Below are 19,112 nucleotides of genomic sequence, written 5' to 3' on the forward strand. Positions count from 1 at the left end.
ATGACTGACGAAAGCAACAACTCGGCCCCGGAATCCGATCTGTCGACACCAGAAACGTCGAACGATGCCGACGGGTCCGACGGGCACCCCGGCTCCGAAACGGACCCCGACATATCGACCGGGCCATCAGATCTCGACGATGTCATTCTCGACAATCTCGATACCGGATCCGATGATCCCTCAGACGAAGCGTCCCGTGGCCTGTTCGACGACCTTCTCGAAGGGGAACCCATTTTCGAGAACAAGGAGGTCCTTCGCCCCTCGTATACGCCACACAAACTCCCCCACCGCGAGGAGCAGATCAACAACATGGCGACGATTCTCGTTACCGCCTTGCGCGGTGATACGCCGTCGAATATCCTCATCTACGGCAAGACGGGAACAGGGAAAACCGCGTCCGCGAAGTTCGTCAGCGAGGAACTCGAAACGACCTCACAGAAGTACGAGGTTCCCTGTGAGGTCGAGTATATCAACTGCGAGGTGACCGACACCCAGTACCGCGTACTGGCTCAGCTCGCGAATAAGTTCATCGACAAGAATGCCCGGCTCATCGACGACCGAATCGCCGAACTCGAAGACCTCCAGTCGCGCGCACGCGAGAACACGGCGGCTGCACTCGAAGAGACGGCGTTTGACTCTCTCGACGACATCGAAACCGAAATCAGTTCGCTGGAAGCAGACAAGGCGGAGTTCGAGGAAGTGCCGATGACCGGGTGGCCAACGGATCGGGTCTACAGCTCCTTTTTCGACGCAGTCGACTACCACGAGCGCGTGGTCGTCATTATGCTCGACGAGATTGACAAGCTCGTCGAGAAAAGCGGCGACGATACCCTGTATAACCTCTCCCGGATGAACTCCGAACTGGAGAACTCCCGCGTCTCGATTATGGGCATTTCTAACGACCTGAAGTTCACTGATTTCCTCGATCCTCGGGTCAAATCAAGCCTCGGAGAGGAGGAGATCGTCTTCCCGCCATACGATGCGAATCAGCTCCGGGACATCCTACAGGCACGCTCCGACGTGGCGTTCAAAAATGACGCGCTCACCGAGGATGTCATCCCGCTGTGTGCGGCCTTCGCTGCACAGGAACACGGGGACGCACGTCGTGCGCTTGACCTCCTCCGGACTGCGGGCGAACTCGCCGAGCGCGACCAGACCGACAACGTCCTCGAAGACCACGTCCGCCAAGCTCAGGAGAAGATCGAACTCGACCGCGTCGTCGAGGTCGTCCGGACGCTTCCCACCCAGTCGAAGATCGTCCTTTTCGCCATCATCCTTCTGGAGAAAAACGGCGTCCACAACATCAACACCGGCGAGGTATTCAACATCTACAAGAACCTCTGTGAGGAGATCGACGCCGATATCCTGACACAGCGCCGCGTCACTGACCTCATTTCGGAACTCGATATGCTCGGCATCGTCAACGCCGTCGTTGTCTCGAAGGGCCGATACGGACGGACGAAAGAGATCTCGCTGTCGGTTCCAACCGAGGAGACGGAGGCGGTACTTCTGTCCGATTCACGACTCGGCGATATCGACGACGTCCAGCCGTTCGTGCAGGCCCGCTTCGACAACTGATCTGCGGATTGTCTGAGCGCCCGGCAGTCTCCGCCGTCGCAGGTGAAACAGTCCCCCTATCGAGAGTGACGAACTACCCGGACGCAGTCGTGTTCGTGGCTGTCGACCCTGTTTCGTTCGTCACTGCCGGTCCTGCCCCGCTTGGTACTACGTCGGTCGCTCCAGCCTGGTTCCACTGGAGCCGGACCTGCCCCAGCAGTGGGACCCGCATTTCCGCGGTACCGACGACCCACCCAGGCTTGACCGGTTCGCTGATTGGGCTGGAGCCGACCTGGTCGTACCGGCCGTTGTTGTCGCCCTTGGTGATGAAGCCGGCGTGGTCGGCCGGACAGGAGCTGAGTTCGTCACAGCTGTCCGCACTCCCGATGTAGTCCTTGTTCGCCCGGTCGTACCAGTTCTCGCCGGCATCAACCCACAGCATCGCTCGGTGGATGATCGGGGTCTGCCGACTGTTGCCGTCGGGCTCGTATACGATAACGTCGCCCGGTTGCTGGAACTTCCGATAGCTGTCGTCGTTCGCCGCAGTAACGACACCCCTGTGATCACCTGGGCCGGAGAACCGCTCCTCTTCCATCACGAACACGAGGTCGCCTTCCTTGATATGCGGGTCCATGCTCGGGCTTTCGATAGCGACCAGTGGGGGCCACACGCCGCTAACGGCGAACAGCAACACCCCGACAAGCAGGACTGAACCGGCGCTACTGACGATATCGGTCACGTACATCATCCCTCCCGGTCCCTCGGTTCCGTCCCCGTCCGACGACCGATGGTCTGACCCGGCCATTCGTACCACGAATACTCGGAGGCGGCCAATCAACCTTCTGTTGTTACAGCGACCACTACCGTCCGAGTCAGTCAACTTGCCGCTGGCGCTGAAGCTTCTCCGACCCCTATAGTCGCTGCTGTGTGCCATAGCTGGGACGGCTGGACCCGGACGTACCCGAGACGCGGGATTCGGAAGATTCCGGTTCCAATAACCCACTGCGGGCGCACAACAGTACTCGCTCCGGTCACCTGATCGTATCTCGTGTTGGTCACTTTGTTGTCACCTTTCGTAATAAACCCAGCGTGGGGGGCCGGGCAGTTCCGAAGCTCGTCGCAACTGTCCGCGCTTCCGATGTACGTCTGGTTCGCTCGGTCGTACCAGTTCTCGCCGGCATCAACCCACAGCATCGACCGGTGGATAATCGGCGTTCGCTGTTCGTTACCGTTGGGTTCGAAGACGATGACATCTCCGGACTGCTGAAAGGTCCGATACCCGGTTTCGGCCCCGGTTGCCGCCGTTACAACGCCGTGACGCGCCCCCTGTCCGGGGAACCGTTCTGCGTCCATGACAAACACCATGTCACCGGTGTCGATGTGTGGCTCCATGCTCCCGCTCTCGATTGCGACAAGCGGGGGCCACACTCCGCTGACGGCAAACAGGAGCGCACCGACGAGCATGACCGCTCCGACGCTCGTACTGATGTCGCGGACGTACAGGCCGAGACGAAACGTTGGGCTGGTGTCAGCAGCCTCCTCCGTCTCGTCTGGCGACGTGCTGCTGGTCGATTCGTCCCGGCCCATCCTACCTCGGATTGCCGACAGCGGGGTATCAATCTTGTGACGACTGTCGGTCCGCTATCCTTTTGCCCGCAGACACTGAGTGTGGAACGTGCCTCTGGAGACGCCGGCACGAATCGTCAGCGAACTCGCGAGCCGCGGCTACAACGCGGAGCGCGAAGCAGTGACGCGGATCGCCGATACCCCGGATCCATCGGCGACACTGGAACGCGCACTCGAAACCCTGCCCGATGACGCGCTGAAGCTGACAACCGACCACGTCGAATCTGTGATTGAGACGGCAGAAGACGCGGGAAGCACGCCGAAAACCGGACCAGGCGCAGGAGACGAAATTACCGGCACCCCTCCCAATCCACACCCCTCCGTTTCAACTGGAACGAGTGCAGCCGCGTCGACCGAACCGGGTACGTCTTCTCCACCTGAAACGGAGGGGTCACGGGATGTGGACACATCCCTCCGGGCAATCGAGGTCGCGAACGACATGACCGGTCAGTCAACTGGGACCGGCGAGTACTCGGACTTCGTCTCGGTGTTCCGGGACCGCTACGAGAAACTGGCGAGCAAACTCCGTGGCAGAGTGAACCACCGGCCGACCGACGCAATCGAAAACATGGGTGGCGGCAGCGACGCGGCGCTCATCGGGATGGTCTCGGACATCCGCTCGACCGCCAGCGGGCACTGGCTCGTCGAACTGGAGGACACGAACGGGACCTTCCCCTGTCTGGTGATGAAAGACCGCCCTATCGCCGACCTCGTCCAGCAGTTGCTCATGGACGAGGTCATCGCCGTCGAGGGAACGCTGGCCGACGACGCCGGCATCCTGTTTGTGGACTCGCTGTACTTCCCGGACGTGCCCCGAACGCACAGCCCCTCGACCGCTGACCGTCACGTTCAGGCGGCACTCATCTCAGACATCCACGTCGGCAGCCAGGAGTTCATGGAGGACGCCTGGCACCGCTTCACGGACTGGCTCCACACCCCAGAGGCTGAGACTGTCGAGTATCTCCTCATCGCCGGCGACATGGTCGAGGGCGTCGGCATTTACCCTGAGCAAGACGAGGAACTGGACATCATCGACATCTACGACCAGTACCGCGCATTCTCGGAGTACCTCAAGGAGGTTCCGGGCGATATGGAAATCCGGATGATTCCGGGCAACCACGACGCCGTCCGACTGGCCGAGCCCCAGCCCGGCTTCGACGAGGAACTCCGGGACATCATGACTGCCCACGACGCTCAGGTCCACTCTAATCCCTCGTTGGTCACCGTCGAGGGCGTCACGGTGCTGCTGTACCACGGCGTCTCGCTGGACGAGGTCATCGCCGAACTTCCGGATGAGGAGGCCAGCTACGAGGAGCCACACAAGGCGATGTACCAGCTCCTGAAGAAGCGCCACGTCGCGCCGCAGTACGGCGGTCACACCCGGCTCGCCCCCGAGGACCGCGACTATCTGGTCATGGAGGAGGTCCCGGACGTGTTTCACACTGGCCACGTCCACAAGCTCGGCTGGGGCGAGTACCACAACGTCGTTGCGCTGAACTCCGGGTGCTGGCAGGCCCAGACCGCGTTCCAGAAGAGCGTCAACATCGACCCCGACGCCGGCTTCGCGCCGATTCTGGACCTGGATACGCTTTCGATGACGGTCCGGAAGTTTACCTAACCACCTTTTTCCACGGGGGCCTCGCGCTCGCCGGGGCCGAGCGCTCAACCCCCGTACAAAAACGTGGGCGAAAAAGGCCGGACGCTCACTCCGTTCGCGTCCGGTGAAACCGGTCGCCAGGCGACCGGTATGCTAACCGCCCGGCACGACCGCAGGCCTGCCCTTCCCCGGGTCGCTTCGGGTGCGACAGTCGTCGCACCACTCGCTCCCGGCCCGAGTACTTCTCTTCGTGTTCTTCCAGAAGCACGATACTGACTCCACACGGCCTTCCGCGCCCGAATACGTCCGGAAACGGCCCGAATAATCACCGCTATCTCGTAGCAGTGGCGGGGCTCACCGGTGTGGTCGTTATTAAGACCCATCAGGTGAAAGCGGAGTGTATGAGCGACGACCAAGACCACGGATTCGAAACCGACGCCTTGCACGTCGGCCAGGAAGAGCCGGACGCCGAGACCCGCTCTCGCGCGCCGCCGCTGTACCAGACCACCTCCTACGTCTTCGAAGACGCCGAGGACGCCGCAAAGCAGTTCGCACTGGAGAAGCCGGGCCACATCTACTCGCGGCTGATGAACCCCACAGTTGGGATGCTGCAGGAACGGCTGGCGGCGCTGGAGGGCGGCGTCGGCGCGGTCGCCACCGCGTCGGGCATGGCGTCGCTGAATCTGGCGACCTTCCTCCTCGCGGACGTCGGTGATAACGTCGTCACGGCGTCGTCGCTGTACGGCGGCACCTACACCTACTACACCCACACCGCGCCGCGCAATGGCGTCGAAACCCGCTTCGTCGACACGCTCGACTACGACGCCTACGCCGAGGCTATCGACGAAAACACAGCCTATGTCCACTGTGAGACCATCGGCAACCCGGCGCTCGTCACGCCCGACTTCGAGCGCCTGGCCGAGATCGCCCACGACCACGGCGTCCCCTTCTTCGTCGACAACACGTTCGCGACGCCGTACCTCTGTAACCCGATTGAGCACGGGGCTGACCTCGTCTGGAACTCCACAACGAAGTGGATTCACGGCCACGGCACCACCGTCGGCGGCGTCCTCGTCGACGGCGGCTCCTTCCCGTGGGAGGAACACGCGGACAAGTACCCCGAAATCGCCGGCGACAACCCTGCGTACCACGGCGTCAACTTCCGTGAGCGATTCGAGGACGCGGCCTTCACCTACGCCGCCATCGCTCGCGGTCTCCGTGACTTGGGCTGCCAGCAGTCGCCCTTCGACGCGTGGCAGACGATGCAGGGTCTGGAGACGCTGCCCGCACGGATGGATCGCCACTGTGACAACGCCATGGGCGTTGCCGAGTTCCTCGCTGACCACCCCGAAGTATCGTGGGTCACCTACCCCGGCCTCGACGACCACGAAACGCACGACACCGCCAGCAAATACCTCGACGGTGGCTACGGCGGCATGATAACGTTCGGCCTCGACGCGGGCTACGACGCCGCCCGGACGACCGTCGAATCGACCGAGATTGCGTCGCTGCTGGCCAACGTCGGCGACGCGAAGACGCTCATCATCCACCCGGCCTCGACCACCCACCAGCAGCTCACGGACGAGGAGAAGGCCGCCGCTGGCGTCACTGACGACATGGTTCGTCTCTCTGTTGGCACTGAGTCTGTCGAAGACATCAAAGCCGACCTCGACCAGGCAATCGGCCAGGCAACTAACTAACGAAGAATACGGTATTCTACAGAACTTTTCTGAACGTGCGTATCAAAGTACTGCAATAATTCATCTATTCATTAGGCTTATTACGGGAGAAGACAATGCATTCAATGAACCGTCGCTGGTAGCGAGCACGCGTCGGTTCACGCTCAACCATACTCTGTCATTGGTCCGACAACGACTGCTCGCGTCCGTGGGGAGCGTGCCTCTCCCCGTTTGTTCTCCGTCTACCGTGCAGCGTACAGGTCGTGACCGTGAGCGACAAAAACAGAGATTCGTTACAGGATTCCTTCGGCTTCCAGCAGCTCGTACAGTTCGTCCATTGTCTCGACTGTCGTGTCACACGACGGCGCGACGGCCGGTTTCGGGTCGAAGCCGATAGCCAGGTTCGACACTTCGAGCATCGGGAGGTCGTTGGCCCCGTCGCCGACGGCAACAGTCGCGTCCCGGTCTTCGCCGGTGACGGCGGTGACGACTTCCATCGCGTCGTCTTTCGTCCCGGAGATGAGCGGCCCGCGAACTTCGCCGGTCAGCTTTCCGTCTGCCACGGGCAGTCGGTTGGCGACGATGGCGTCGACCTCGACCCCCTCCGTTTCGAGTGCAGCCTCGACGCCGCGCTCAAACCCTCCAGTGAGGATAGCGACGTAGACGCCGGCGTCTCGTAGCGCAGTGATGACCTCGGCTGCACCCGGACGCAGGGCGACCTCACTGAAGGCCGCCCGGGCCTGTTCATCCGAGAGGCCTTCCAGCAGCGCACAGCGCTGGCGCAGGCTCTCGGCGTACTCGATTTCGTCGTTCATCGCGCGCTCGGTGATGTCGGCCATGTCCTCGGCCGTCCCGTTCTGGCTCCCGAGCAGGACCGTCATCTCCGAATCGGAGAGCGTCCCGTCGAAGTCGAAGGCGACTAGCATTACCCGTCCGTTTCACGTGGAGGGTTTCAAACTATCCGGTTTCCGGTCGGTCGCTGTTCCGAACCCGTACTCAAGGCTTCGGCGGCGGCCCGTCGTAGGCGTCCATATCTTGGTAGAAATTCAGCATCGCGAACTTGAGTTTCTCGGGCCCGATATCCACCATCTCGCGGCGTTCCTCCGGCGGGAAGGTCCCGCGGACGGCGTAGTCGTGCATCTCCATCTCGGCGGCCTCCGTGTAGCGCTTGTCAAGCAGGATGCGCGCGCCGAAGTCCTCGGGCGAGCGGACAACTCGTCCGAGGGCCTGCCGCGTCTTTCTGACCGTCGGAATCTCGACGGCGTAGCGCCAGCCGGCCTCGTCCTCGTCGTCGCCGAAGGCCACGTCGTAGGCGTCCTGGACGGCATCCATCCGGTCGTCGAGGTGGGGGTACGGGACGCCGACCACGACCACGGTCCGGGCGTCGTCGCCGTCGTAGCTCACGCCCTCGCCGAGCGTCCCCCACAGCGAGGTGTAGAGCACGCCGTCGTCGCCGTCGGTAAAGGCCTCCCGGAGGTCCCGGGCCTGCGTGCCCGGCTCGTCGAGGTATCGCGTCGCGCTCACGGCGGTCATGTCGTGGTAGCGCTCGGCCTCGCTGTAGGAGGGGCAGAACACAAGTGTGTTGCCGGGGGTGAACCGGACGATGTCTTCGAGCGTGCGGGCGATGCGCTGCTGGGTCTGTGGGTCGTCCCGTTCGCTGGAAAACAGCGCCGGGCCGTCGACGGCATAGGTCCGCCGGCGCTCCTCGGGGAACTGCGCACCGTAGGCCATCGTCACCGGGTCGTCGACGCCGACGACGTTCTCGGTCACGTCGAACGGGCGCAGCGTGGCACTCATCAGCACCGCCGCGTGCAGGTCGGAAAACAGGTCGCGGGTCACCTGCTCGGGGATGCAGGTGTACAGTTCCGCGCGGCCGTACACCTCGTCTGTCGATTCGTCCCGGCGGACGCTGACGACGGGGTACTGACCGGTCTCGTCCGTTTCATCGAGCCAGTCGGAAATGAAGCCGGCGGCCTGCAGCGTCTGGCATTCCTTTCTGGTGTCGAGGTCTCCTTCTTTGAACGCCTCCTGGTAGCGAGCGTCGAGGTCCCGGCCGAGGTCCAGCGCGTGGTCCAGTTCCTCGTGGAAGCCGGGGCCGGTGTAGCTCTGCAGGAAGGCGAGCGTCAGGTCGTCTTTCCGGTCGTCGTTAGCGATGGTCACGTCATCCCAGTGCTCGTCGACGGCCGCGCGCCCGCCGAACTCGAACGAGTCCTCGTAGGCTTCGACGAGCGCGTCCCGGAACGTCTCGATGACGTTGGCCGCGGCGTCGGTCCGGGCGTCGTCCTCGCCGTCGAGTTCCTCGATGGCCTGGTCGAGCGTGTTCTCCGTCAGCGTCCGCCGGGCGTGGTCGCGTGCGGCCGATTCGACGTTGTGGGCCTCGTCGAAGACCGCGATGATGTCCTCGGGGTCCCGGCCGATCCAGTGGAAGAACTGCTCGCGGATGGTCGGGTCCAGCAGGTGGTGGTAGTTACAGACGACGAGATCGACGCCGTCCATCCCCTCTTTCAGCAGTTCGTAGCCACACAGGCCCTGCTGGTGAGCGTACTCGTACACGTCATCGGGCGTCCGGACGTCGTCGAACAGCCAGGAGTAGAACTCGCTGGTGTCGACAGTAAGGTTCCGGTAGTAGTGGTCGCAGGTCGAGCGTTCGGTTTCGATTTCCTCGCGCTCGTCCTGCAGGTCCCGGAGTTCCTCGACGACGGCGTTACGGGCCTCCATCGCTTCGCTGCTGCCCGCCTGGCCGTCCGAGAGGAGTTCGCCCTCGCGCTGTTCGAGTTCGGCGATGTCGTTCTCGACCTCGACCAGGTCACGGGTCGTGTCTCGAAGTGCCTGACACTCCTCGTAGTCCACGTCGATGTGGCACATCGAGCCCTTGCCCCGGAAGACCACGGCCCGCAGGCGCTCCTGGTCCGTTATCGCTCTGGCGTCCTCGACGAACTGGCGCATCTGCTGGTGGACGTTCGTCGTGATGACGACGGTCTTGCCCGTCTCGCGGGCGTGTTCCAGCGCAGGGACCAGCGATGCAAGCGTCTTTCCGGTCCCACAGGCCCCCTCGAACAGCACGTCCCGACCCTCTTCGAGGGCGTCGTATATCGTGCCCATCGCCTCCTGCTGATGGTCGTACGGCTCTTCGAAGGGGAAAAACCGCATGTAGCCGTCGTCTGTCGTTGCCACGTGCCCCGATTGGCCGTTCACCGGCAAAAGGGTTCGCCCCCACAGCTACTTGCCGCGAGCGCTCCTCAAGAGATACATGTGGCGTGTCACGCTCGCCGTCGGTATTGCCCTTCTCGCGGGGTGTTCCGGCTTCCTCCCGGCTGGCCCGTCGGCGGACGACAGCGACCCGGTGACGCCAGCGCCCGTCCCCACTAACACACCGGAGGCGACGGTCACAGTCCCGACCAGCGACGGGAGGGTCGACGTGGACCGACTGCTCGACCGCCATCAGCGGGCACTTTCGAACCGGAACTTCCATCGACACGTCGAACAGGCCGGGCCACAGAACACGCTCGACGTCTGGATCGACCGTCAACGAGGCATCCAGCGGGTCAGACAGCGGTTCGGTCCGATATCGGACGACGTGGTCCTCGCCGACGGGACGCTGTACACGAACGTCCGGGACGACCCCGATACGCCGTACGCCACCACGCCAGCGACGCCGAACACGTCGCTTGTCGCCTCGCCGCCCGGCGTTGACCTGCTTCGACGGCTCCTGTCGAACACTGCGTATCGGACGGTGGCGTCCGTCCAGCGGAACGGACGGCCTGTCGCTGTCCTGGCCGCAACGAATGCGGTCGAGACACCAACCGCCGAAAACGAATCCGCGGTCGTGCGGTCACGGCTGTACGTCGACCGACAGGGAGTAATCAGACATGTCGAACACACTGAACAGCGGCCGGAGCGGCCGGATATCGACACGACGATGACGGTCACAACCGATATCGCCCGCGTCCCGATTCCGTGGTGGCTCGAAGACAACGACCCTTACAGTTCCGGCTCGACGTAGGCTTTCCTGATGTCGTCGTTGGTGTCCTGCATCGCCGATTCCAGCGCCGTTATCTCGTCGTCTATCGATTCCGTGTCCAGCGCCGGGTCGAACTGCAGGTCTGCGAAAACGATGACCTCGTTCGGCCCGAAGTAGACCGTCCGGAAGCCGATAATTTCGTCCACGTGTTCGTTCTGCATGACAACCTCACGGAGGCGCTGTTCCTCGTCCGTCGGGAGACTCTCCCCCAGCAGGAGCCGCTTGTTCTCCCAGGCCAGTGCCAGGGCGAAGCCCATCAGCATAATCCCGATGAGTAGTGCGGAAACCCGGTCGAAGAAGGGGTTACCGGTCTGCTGCTCGAGGAACAGGCCGACCAGCGCGATGACGATCCCCGCGAGTGCGATGGCGTCCTCGGTCAGGGCGGTCAGCGTCGTCACGTCGCTGGTCTTGCGGAACGCCTCGCGGTATCCCGACCAGTCGTTGCGGTCTATCTGTCGCTGCATCTCCGCGCGGGCCTTCACCAGTGCGTACGTCTCAAACACGAACGCACCGAGGAGGACGGTGTAGTTGACCCACAGCGGGTCCAGCCACGCCGGGGGCTGGAAGGAGAAAAACAGGAACTCGACGGCCTCGCCGGCGTGTCCACCACCGCCGTGGCCGCCGGCCGTGAGCTCGTTCCAGCCGTGTTTCGCGCTCTCCCAGCCGGCGATGCCGAACAGGAACACGGAGACGAGGAAGCTATAGAAGAACTGTGCCTTGCCGTACCCGAAAGGATGACGGCGGTCGCGCTCCCGTTCGCTGAACCGAATCCCGATGAGTAGAAACACCTGATTCCCGGTGTCTGAGATGCTGTGGTACGTCTCCGACAGCATCGCGGCACTCCCCGTGAGAAGGAAGCCGAAGAACTTCAGAATCGCAATCGCGCCGTTGGCTATCAGTGCGGCGATGACGACTGATTTACTCCCTGCCATTATTTTTCCGTCACGACCGTAACGCAAAATGCTTCTGGATTTATACCTGGCCCCGCTACCGTCAGTATGCTCACTGCTATCTCAGACACGCACGGAACGGAGGACCACCGGCTGACAGGTCGGACGCTTGCCGCTGTCCGCGACGCCGACCATGTTCTCCATGCAGGCGATTTCATGACTGAGCAGGTCCTCGATGCCATCGAGGCCGAATGCGACGAACTGACCGGCGTTGTCGGGAACAACGACAGACCACCGGTCCGTGATCGACTCCCAGACGTTGCGACCGTCTCTTGGGAAGGGCTGACCATCGTCGTTGTCCACGGGCACGAGCACACCGAAACCGCACTCGGCATGCTGGCCCGACAGGAGGCGGCCGACATCGTCGTCGTCGGTCACTCACACAAACCCGTACTGACCGATTTTGGCGGCTGGACGCTGGTTAATCCGGGTAGCTACGCCGACCCGCGGCGCTATCAACCGGCCCACGCGGAACTGGACGTGATGGCTGGCGACGTTCGCGTCCGCCTTCGCTCCCCGGACGGGACGCCGATTTCGACGACTATCGTCAATCGGTGAGCGTATCGTAGCGACGCTAATTGTGGTAATACCGGAGCAAACCGGCTGCAGGCGGTTACTGCCGGATATACCACAGCGCCGCCATGCCCGCGATGACAAATGCGCCGCCAGCGAAGAACGCAAGGCCCGGCGGAATCACGGCGGCAGCGGCCTCGGCACCGCCCTGTGCGGCAGTGTCGAGTGCACCCGCAGTAGCCTCGAAGCCGCCGTCGGTCACAGTCGCGTTCTCGGCGTAAAAACTCGGGTCCCGGCTGCCAGTGTCCGCACTCCCGGACGACACTGTCGGGCCGCCAAACAGCGTTCCCTGCCCGCTCCCGAACACTTGCTGGACCAGCAGGCTTGCGAAGCCGATGATAGCGAAACCGCCGATAATGTTCGCCAGCGCCGCCCGGAGTCCCGACGTTTCCTGTTCGTCACCGGCACAGATAACGAGTGGCTGGTTGGCCGGCGCGAACACGTCCATCTCGCGTCCCTTCTCGGAGTACGCCGTATCGACGACCTCGACCGCGCCGGCGTTTTTCAGTTTCTTCAGGTGATACTGTGCGTTCTGCAGCGACGTATCCACCCGGTCGGCCAGCTCTGACGGCGGTGCCGGCTCCTTGTTTAGTTCTGACAGTAAATTGCGCGCTGTCTCTGCCGAGAGTGCCGACAGCACGTCGTCCGCATCATCACTGTCGACACCGATGACTCGGGGTTCGGCGTCCGGGGTCGCCGGGTCCCGAGAGGGCAGCAACGACATGACTATCTGTATGTTCTATGGGATTATGAGTCTTTGCCAAAGCACAGTGACCGTTGTAGCTATCGGTCAAACCCGTATTTTACCCTCCAAAATCGACCGGTAGACGCCCGAAGGCGCTCCTCCCGAAAGCATTTTCATCTCGGCTCGACAACCGCCGGTATGGCCGACCTGCTCACATACGCACTCCTCGCTGCTGTGCTCCTGTTTTTTTTCTTCATGTATCTGATGCTCCGGCGGACCTTCCAGGGCTTCAAAGAAGGGTTCCAGCAGAGCAAGAAGAAGTAGCCGGGAGGGTAACGATTAGGGGGCGTCGGTGGTGCCTATCTGTATGGACCCACGTATCCGCGAACACGCGGAAGTCATTGTCGACCACTCTATCGATTTGAGCGAAGGCGACAACCTCGTTATCGACGCGCACCCACAGGCTGCGGATCTCGTTACGGCGCTACACGAGTTCGCTGCTGACCGCGGCGCAAATCCGCTTGTCGTGCAGGACCGCCTCGGCGAGCGGTTCCGTCGCGCCTACCTCCGCAACCGGGACGAGTTCGAGACGCCGAGCCACGTCGAGGCGCTGTACGAGGAGATGGACGCGTACATCGCCATCAAGGGGAGCGACAATGTCACCGAGACCAGCGACGTCGACCCCGAAACGACGGCCGCCTATCAGCAGTCCCAGCAGCCGCTCCTGAACGAGCGGCTCTCGAAGACCTGGTGTCTCACGCAATACCCTGCGCCCGCCAACGCCCAGCTCGCCCAGACGTCCACGGAAGGGTACGAGAACTTCGTCTGGGATGCTGTCCTCAAAGACTGGGACGCCGTTCGCGAGCACCAGTCACAGATGGTCGAGATACTCGACCCCGCCGACGAAGTCCGCATCGTTTCCGGGGAGACAACGGACGTGACGATGTCCGTCGCCGGTAACGAGACGCTCAACGATTACGGCGAAAAGAACCTTCCCGGCGGCGAGGTGTTCACCGCACCGGTCCCAGACAGCGTCGAGGGCGAGGTGCTGTTCGACAAGCCGCTGTACCACCAGGGCCGGGAAGTGACTGATGTCTTCCTTCGCTTCGAGGACGGCGAAGTCGTCGAGCACAGCGCCGCGAAGAACGAGGACCTCCTGACAGAGGTGCTGTCAACCGATGACGGCGCGAGCCGACTCGGCGAACTGGGTATCGGAATGAACCGGGATATCGACCAGTTCTCCTACAATATGCTGTTCGACGAAAAGATGGGCGACACCGTCCATATGGCGGTAGGACGAGCTTACGACGCCACTGTCGGCGAGGACAACGAACAAAACGAGTCCGCCGTCCACGTGGACATGATTGTCGACATGAGCGAGGACTCGTTCATCGAAGTCGATGGCGAAGTCGTCCAGCGAAACGGGACGTTCGTCTTCGAAGACGGGTTCGAGGACTGAGTACTGACCGCGAACGGAGTGAGCGGCCGGCCTCTTCATCGACGTTTTTCAAGGAGCGGTCGCCAGAGACGACCCGACGCAAAAAAAGGTCGGCGCAGGTCGTCCAGCGAAACGGGACGTTCGTCTTTGAGGACGGATTTGAGGACTGAGTACCGACCGCGGCTATCGGCTGCTGGACGTTGACGGCTCAGTCGTCCCCTGTCGACTCTGCTCCCGTTCGGTCCTCGACGGCCGTCTCGAACACGTCAGTCCCACTGTCGATAGTGTCGGATTCGTCGACGGTGAACGTTTCCAGCAACTGCCCGAGGTCGGTGGCGCGGTCGGAGAGGTTCGCGACGGATGACTCGACGTCATCGACGGCCTCGACCTGCTCGGTCGCCGCGTCGGCGACGGCGGCCGCTTCGACAGCCGTGTCGTCGCTGATGTCGCCGACCCCTTCAACCATCGAGACGACCTCCTGTGTCGACTCAGCCTGCTCGTCTGTCGCGCGGTCGATCTCTCGCATCCCGCTGGTCGCATCCTCGATGTCGCCGACGATGTCGTCGAACGCATCGAGGGCATCGCCGACCGTCTCGGTTCCAGTATCGACTTTCGACTGTGTGGCGTGCATCTCGTCGACAGTGCGCTCGACCTGCTGACGCATCTCGCCGATAGCGGCCTCGATATCGTCGGTCGCTGTCACCGTCTCGTCGGCGAGCGCTTTCACCTCGTCGGCAACGACAGCAAAGCCGTCGCCATCGCCTTCACTTCCGGCCCGGGCGGCCTCGATGTTGGCGTTCAGCGCGAGCATCGTCGTCTGGTCGGCGATGTCAGTGATGAGGTCGGTAACGGATTCGATTTCACCCATCAGTGCGTCGAGTGCTTCGACCTGTGTGACAGTCTGGTCTGTCGACCGTTCGATCTCGTCGAGCGCCGTCGCCGCGCGCTCGGCAGCCGCTCGTCCGCTTTGTGACCGGCTGAGCGCTTCGTCAGCCCGGTCTCTGACCGTGTCAGCGGCGGTGGACACCTCCTCGACAGTCGCCGAAAGGTCTTCGAGTTCCGTCCAGACGGTTTCGAGCTTCTCCGACTGCGTCTCTGCCCCGTCGGCCATCTCTGTGGCCGAGGATTTCACGCTGGTACTGCGGTCCTGAACTGCGTCGACGTTCTCCGAGACGGTCTCGGTTGCGGTGTCGACGGCCTCACTGAACGCTCGGACCTCGCGGATGGTGTCTTCCCACTCGTCGAGCAGGTCGTTGTAGGCTGTTGCGATCCGGGCCATCGACTCGGCGTCAGCGTCGGACGACATCCGTGCTGTCAGGTCGCCGTCGGCGCACGCAGCCATGACCTCGGCGTAGTCTTCGGCGCGGTTCTGGAGCCTATCGCTGAGTGTCTCCGCGGCTTTGCGAGCCGCTTCTGCCTCTTCTTTCGCCGACTCGGCCTCTTCTCTGGCGGATTCGGCGTTCTCCCTGGCCGCCTCCGCGTCAGCGATCTGCTCGCGGAGCGACTGCCCCATCTCGTCGAAGGCGGTGAACAGCTGTCCGATTTCGTCGGACCGAGATGTCTCGAGCGTCACGTCGAGGGTGCCTGCGCGCATCTCGTCGGCCGTCGTTGCGAGTTCAGAGAGAGCTGTCGCCGAGCGCCTGCTCATCGCAACGGTCACGCCGCCGAGGATTACTATTGCGGAGATGAGCGTCAGGAGGAGACTGGTCGCAATCTGGTTACGGAGGGCATAGGCGCTCGATGCAGGCACTTGTGTCACGACCGTCCACCGGATGCTGTCGAGGCTCGAATACCCGTACACTGTCTCCGATGACTGGGTAAAGCCGTTGCCGCCCTCGCGTGTGACCGTAGTGACGGCCTCGCCCGGTATACTGTTGCCGACGACAGCCGTTCCCTCCGGTCCGAGAATCGTCGTCTCGCTGTCGGCCAGCGACCCACGGAACGATTCGGTACGCGCGGAGAGGTTCGCCTCAACGACGATGACGTGTTCCGTGTTCTGCGGCGCGGAGCTGACGAACGCCAGGACGCTGTCGTTTGTTACCGGTGACTTGTAGGGCTCTTCTGGGACAACGACAGTCCCGGACGTATCTGTCTCGTTGTCGATAGCTGCCATCTCCGACCCCCATGGAACGTTGAGGGATGCAAGTGTCTCCCCGCGGACCCCGCTCGCGGTGCTCGCCTCGACCGTGCCGTCCGAGGCTTGCACGTAGTGGACGGCGACGAACTCCGAGGTGAGGTCGCTCGATTCCAGCAGGAGGTAGTCCCTGATGACGCTCGGTTGCCCGTTCTGGAACTCCTTGACCGACGAGAGCGTCTGGGTCTGCCGTCGGAAGCCGTCGACCCAGTTGTCGAGCCCGTCGGCCTGTAACTCGGCGGTCGAGACGACCTGTGTCTGCACTCGCTGGTCGAGCGTTCGCGTCGTATCGGTGTAAAACACTGCCCCGATTCCGCCGGCAACCAGGACCGCCACCAGCACTGCGGCCACGAACTTCCGGACGAAACTCTCTCGCACAGCGGCCGGGACGAGGTGGGCGATTCGGGGGCGGGCATCTCGGCTTACCATTCGTCCGGCGATTTCCAGTTATCGTACAAAAAACTACGAGATATATAGAGATACTGACAGAGGCATATACGAATGATTTGCCCGGGAAATCGGCGATTTGTGGGCTGAAATGTCACTATCTGTAACTGCTTGTCCGATGTGCTGACATTCCTGGCCGCCGCCCCAGTTTCAGATTCAATATCGGCGGTGCGGTGTTACCACAGTCGTCTCCCTTCGAACCGGAGACTTATGCTGGCAGGTATGGTAGTGCCGATATGAGTGAACAGCGGTCCCTCTTCGTCAGGGCGGTGTGGTTCCTGCTCGTCGGCTGGTGGGTGACCGGCATCTGGCTTTCAGTCGCGTGGTTCCTGAACGTCACAATCATCGGCCTCCCGCTGGGCATCAAAATGATAAACAAGGTGCCGCTGGTGCTGACGCTCAAGCGACGTGATCGGCTCGTCACGGAGAGTGCTGGCGGCTCGCAGCACTCACTGCTCGTCCGGGCGATCTGGTTCGTCTTCGTTGGCTGGTGGGCCAGTGGCGTCTGGACCGGTGTCGCGTACGCGCTGTCGTTGACAATCGTCGGCCTGCCGCTGGCAATCTGGATGTACAACAGACTCCCGTTCGTCGTTTCGCTGTACCAGTACTGACGGTCACTCCAGATACGGCTTTTCGATGTCCGTTTCACCGGTGATGAGTGCGGTTATCCGGCCAGTGATGCCATCGAACACGGTGATAAGCGGAGAGAGTACGCGCTCGACGAGTCGGACGGGCGACGCGACAGTTAGTGCCCACGCCTGTGCGTTGCCGAGGCCGAACGCCTTGGGCACGATCTCCCCGAAAATCAGGATGAGGACGCTCGTCACGACCGTGGTTGCAACGACCGCCGGTCCGGGCGAGAGATAGCTCGCGACGAGGACGGTGATGATGCTCGAAATCGCGATGTTGACGATGTTGTTGCCGACCAACAGCGTCACCAGTAGTCGGTGGGGGTTATCGTACAGTTCCTGCAGCACCTGCGCCCGTCGTTCCCCCGTCGCTGCCTGTTGTGCTATCCAGTCTTTTTGCAGCGAAAACACTGCTATCTCCGAACTGGAAAAGAACGCGCTCAGTCCGAGAAGCAAGACCACAGCGAGGACGCTACCGACTGCCACGATAGGACCACTCATACCCCGCCTTCAGCGAGACGAGGCAAGAAGGCGTCGACGCCGTTTGACGGCCCGCAAGCCGACAGATGCGGCGAAGGATACTCGACTGTCCAGTTCATTGTGAGCATATGGCACTCGGCCAGGTGGAACTGGCGTTGCGCGTCATCGCTGGCCTATTCGTCATCGTCGCGCCGACGCTGCTGTTTCTGGGGCTATGGCGCGGCCTCGAAGCGATGCGTGACGACGAACTCATTCAGCAGGTCCACCAACACGCTGAGATGCAGGACCAGTCGCTGACTGGCCCTGACTGGCCGGCCGACGCAATCCTTGACGATGAGTCGTCGCCGCTGTCGGAGACCAGTCTGTCAGTCGTAACCTGTGCCACCTGCGGCACGCCGAACATGGAAGACGCCAGCTACTGTCAGGAGTGTCTCACAGAACTGGAGTAGTCAGTCTATCGTGTCGCTCTGGCTGACCTGCACCACCAGCGTTGGCTCAGAGCGCTCCGTACTGCAGTCGTGTCCCTGTTCGATGGCGTACGTTTGTGACTCCGTCCGGTTCGGGTCAATCGGTAACTCAGCCCTGACGGCGTAGGACTTTGTCGCCGAAGCGCCGATAGTGTCCTCGTCCCACTTGATATCGGTGTTTATGAACACGCTGTCATCCGGATGTTCTGTCGGGCCGACCAGACAGCCCGAAAGTGAGGGGAGATCTAGCGCCCGCAGAAACGGAGAGGGGTTCGACGCGGTAACGGTCCCGACCTCTGCCTCGATGTACGGGTACCTGTTCGGGGTGTGTTCCGTCTCCGGGACCGACACGGTGACCGACTCGTTTGTCTGCACATCGTAGGCCACCCCGCCGCTGAGCGCGTCGGCACCCACGAGTCCAGCACTCACGATGAGGAGGCCGCCGAGGGCGGCCGCCGCCGTTCGCTGCGACGGCGTCGGAATCCCTGCCCGGAGCGCGTAGCCGAGCCCGACGAACAGTCCTGCGGACATGGCGAGCAACAGGAACGTTCCCGTCTCGCCGGGCGAATACCGAACGACGACGTAGCCGACGAACACGACGTAGGTCACCCCACTGAGGGCGAAGGCAACGACGTCAAGTACGTCTCGTTCGAGGGCTACACCCGCAACGAACAGTGCGATAAAGGCCAGCAACAGCAGCGCCGCTTTCACGGTTATCGAGAGGTCGAACACGACATCACGGACAAAATACAGGAGCGCAGCCGCGGCGAACAGGACACCGAGTGCGTACAGGAGTTTGCCGCTGTCGATACCAAAGCGCATCGAGCGT

The 19,112-nt window shown here is 62.4% G+C and carries 17 protein-coding genes; 8 read left to right on the plus strand and 9 right to left on the minus strand.

The window, feature by feature from the left end; genetic code table 11:
* On the plus strand, nt 1-1,578 hold the full coding sequence (locus BVU17_00005; GenBank protein ID AUG45988.1) for a cell division control protein Cdc6: 1,578 nt from the start codon (nt 1-3) through the stop codon (nt 1,576-1,578).
* Between the two features lie 73 nt (nt 1,579-1,651).
* Here the strand turns inward: BVU17_00005 and BVU17_00010 are convergent, their stop codons facing one another.
* Nucleotides 1,652-2,305 carry a S26 family signal peptidase gene (locus tag BVU17_00010; protein AUG48789.1) on the minus strand — a complete coding sequence of 218 codons (654 nt, stop codon included), beginning with the start codon at nt 2,303-2,305 and terminating at the stop codon, nt 1,652-1,654.
* Between the two features lie 128 nt (nt 2,306-2,433).
* Nucleotides 2,434-3,144 (minus strand): S26 family signal peptidase, encoded by a 711-nt coding sequence (locus tag BVU17_00015; protein ID AUG45989.1) that lies wholly within the window; start codon nt 3,142-3,144, stop codon nt 2,434-2,436.
* Nucleotides 3,145-3,232: 88 nt separating this feature from the next.
* Here BVU17_00015 and BVU17_00020 point away from each other — a divergent pair, with 88 nt between their 5' ends.
* Together BVU17_00020 and BVU17_00025 are read left to right on the plus strand one after the other, a co-directional pair.
* Entirely contained in the window at nt 3,233-4,801 is a 1,569-nt protein-coding gene (locus BVU17_00020; GenBank protein ID AUG45990.1) for a DNA polymerase II, read from the plus strand.
* Between the two features lie 380 nt (nt 4,802-5,181).
* Nucleotides 5,182-6,480, plus strand: coding sequence for an O-acetyl-L-homoserine sulfhydrolase (locus tag BVU17_00025; protein ID AUG45991.1), 1,299 nt, complete (start codon nt 5,182-5,184; stop codon nt 6,478-6,480).
* Between the two features lie 272 nt (nt 6,481-6,752).
* Here the strand turns inward: BVU17_00025 and BVU17_00030 are convergent, their stop codons facing one another.
* Nucleotides 6,753-7,385 (minus strand): phosphoserine phosphatase SerB, encoded by a 633-nt coding sequence (locus BVU17_00030; protein AUG45992.1) that lies wholly within the window; start codon nt 7,383-7,385, stop codon nt 6,753-6,755.
* 70 nt (nt 7,386-7,455) lie between these two features.
* Entirely contained in the window at nt 7,456-9,633 is a 2,178-nt protein-coding gene (locus tag BVU17_00035) for a helicase (protein AUG45993.1), read from the minus strand.
* Nucleotides 9,634-9,709: 76 nt separating this feature from the next.
* On the opposite strand from BVU17_00035, the gene BVU17_00040 reads away from it, so the two are divergent.
* Nucleotides 9,710-10,462 (plus strand): hypothetical protein, encoded by a 753-nt coding sequence (locus BVU17_00040; GenBank protein ID AUG45994.1) that lies wholly within the window; start codon nt 9,710-9,712, stop codon nt 10,460-10,462.
* On the opposite strand, the gene BVU17_00045 is transcribed toward BVU17_00040, so the two are convergent.
* Nucleotides 10,441-11,412 carry a cation transporter gene (locus tag BVU17_00045; protein ID AUG45995.1) on the minus strand — a complete coding sequence of 324 codons (972 nt, stop codon included), beginning with the start codon at nt 11,410-11,412 and terminating at the stop codon, nt 10,441-10,443. The two genes, BVU17_00040 and BVU17_00045, sit on opposite strands and share 22 nt — an antisense overlap.
* A gap of 66 nt (nt 11,413-11,478) precedes the next feature.
* Between BVU17_00045 and BVU17_00050 the strand changes: the two genes are divergently transcribed.
* Entirely contained in the window at nt 11,479-11,988 is a 510-nt protein-coding gene (locus tag BVU17_00050; protein AUG45996.1) for a YfcE family phosphodiesterase, read from the plus strand.
* Between the two features lie 55 nt (nt 11,989-12,043).
* On the opposite strand, the gene BVU17_00055 is transcribed toward BVU17_00050, so the two are convergent.
* Nucleotides 12,044-12,727 (minus strand): transcriptional regulator, encoded by a 684-nt coding sequence (locus BVU17_00055; protein ID AUG45997.1) that lies wholly within the window; start codon nt 12,725-12,727, stop codon nt 12,044-12,046.
* A 328-nt stretch (nt 12,728-13,055) separates the two neighbouring features.
* Here BVU17_00055 and BVU17_00060 point away from each other — a divergent pair, with 328 nt between their 5' ends.
* A complete protein-coding gene (locus BVU17_00060; protein AUG45998.1) occupies nt 13,056-14,147 on the plus strand; it encodes an aminopeptidase in 1,092 nt (363 codons plus the stop codon).
* A gap of 187 nt (nt 14,148-14,334) precedes the next feature.
* Here the strand turns inward: BVU17_00060 and BVU17_00065 are convergent, their stop codons facing one another.
* A complete protein-coding gene (locus tag BVU17_00065) occupies nt 14,335-16,689 on the minus strand; it encodes a histidine kinase (protein ID AUG45999.1) in 2,355 nt (784 codons plus the stop codon).
* 254 nt (nt 16,690-16,943) lie between these two features.
* Between BVU17_00065 and BVU17_00070 the strand changes: the two genes are divergently transcribed.
* Complete coding sequence (locus tag BVU17_00070; protein ID AUG46000.1) at nt 16,944-17,318, plus strand: hypothetical protein; 375 nt, start codon at nt 16,944-16,946, stop codon at nt 17,316-17,318.
* Nucleotides 17,319-17,321: 3 nt separating this feature from the next.
* Here the strand turns inward: BVU17_00070 and BVU17_00075 are convergent, their stop codons facing one another.
* Complete coding sequence (locus tag BVU17_00075) at nt 17,322-17,837, minus strand: hypothetical protein (GenBank protein ID AUG46001.1); 516 nt, start codon at nt 17,835-17,837, stop codon at nt 17,322-17,324.
* Between the two features lie 107 nt (nt 17,838-17,944).
* Between BVU17_00075 and BVU17_00080 the strand changes: the two genes are divergently transcribed.
* Entirely contained in the window at nt 17,945-18,265 is a 321-nt protein-coding gene (locus tag BVU17_00080; protein AUG46002.1) for a zinc ribbon domain-containing protein, read from the plus strand.
* On the opposite strand, the gene BVU17_00085 is transcribed toward BVU17_00080, so the two are convergent.
* Entirely contained in the window at nt 18,266-19,105 is an 840-nt protein-coding gene (locus BVU17_00085) for a hypothetical protein (protein ID AUG46003.1), read from the minus strand.
* Nucleotides 19,106-19,112: the final 7 nt, after the last annotated feature.

The organism is Haloarcula taiwanensis (assembly GCA_002844335.1).
In the GTDB taxonomy this organism is placed as follows: domain Archaea; phylum Halobacteriota; class Halobacteria; order Halobacteriales; family Haloarculaceae; genus Haloarcula; species Haloarcula taiwanensis.

Coding starts and splice junctions, on each gene's coding strand:
- BVU17_00075 (AUG46001.1), bottom strand. CDS start 17,837: ATGAGTGGTCCTATCGTGGCAGTCGGTAGCGTCCTCGCTGTGGTCTTG.
- BVU17_00010 (AUG48789.1), bottom strand. CDS start 2,305: ATGATGTACGTGACCGATATCGTCAGTAGCGCCGGTTCAGTCCTGCTT.
- BVU17_00030 (AUG45992.1), bottom strand. CDS start 7,385: ATGCTAGTCGCCTTCGACTTCGACGGGACGCTCTCCGATTCGGAGATG.
- BVU17_00015 (AUG45989.1), bottom strand. CDS start 3,144: ATGGGCCGGGACGAATCGACCAGCAGCACGTCGCCAGACGAGACGGAG.
- BVU17_00065 (AUG45999.1), bottom strand. CDS start 16,689: ATGGTAAGCCGAGATGCCCGCCCCCGAATCGCCCACCTCGTCCCGGCC.
- BVU17_00070 (AUG46000.1), top strand. CDS start 16,944: ATGAGTGAACAGCGGTCCCTCTTCGTCAGGGCGGTGTGGTTCCTGCTC.
- BVU17_00045 (AUG45995.1), bottom strand. CDS start 11,412: ATGGCAGGGAGTAAATCAGTCGTCATCGCCGCACTGATAGCCAACGGC.
- BVU17_00055 (AUG45997.1), bottom strand. CDS start 12,727: ATGTCGTTGCTGCCCTCTCGGGACCCGGCGACCCCGGACGCCGAACCC.
- BVU17_00060 (AUG45998.1), top strand. CDS start 13,056: ATGGACCCACGTATCCGCGAACACGCGGAAGTCATTGTCGACCACTCT.
- BVU17_00040 (AUG45994.1), top strand. CDS start 9,710: ATGTGGCGTGTCACGCTCGCCGTCGGTATTGCCCTTCTCGCGGGGTGT.
- BVU17_00025 (AUG45991.1), top strand. CDS start 5,182: ATGAGCGACGACCAAGACCACGGATTCGAAACCGACGCCTTGCACGTC.
- BVU17_00005 (AUG45988.1), top strand. CDS start 1: ATGACTGACGAAAGCAACAACTCGGCCCCGGAATCCGATCTGTCGACA.
- BVU17_00085 (AUG46003.1), bottom strand. CDS start 19,105: ATGCGCTTTGGTATCGACAGCGGCAAACTCCTGTACGCACTCGGTGTC.
- BVU17_00080 (AUG46002.1), top strand. CDS start 17,945: ATGGCACTCGGCCAGGTGGAACTGGCGTTGCGCGTCATCGCTGGCCTA.
- BVU17_00050 (AUG45996.1), top strand. CDS start 11,479: ATGCTCACTGCTATCTCAGACACGCACGGAACGGAGGACCACCGGCTG.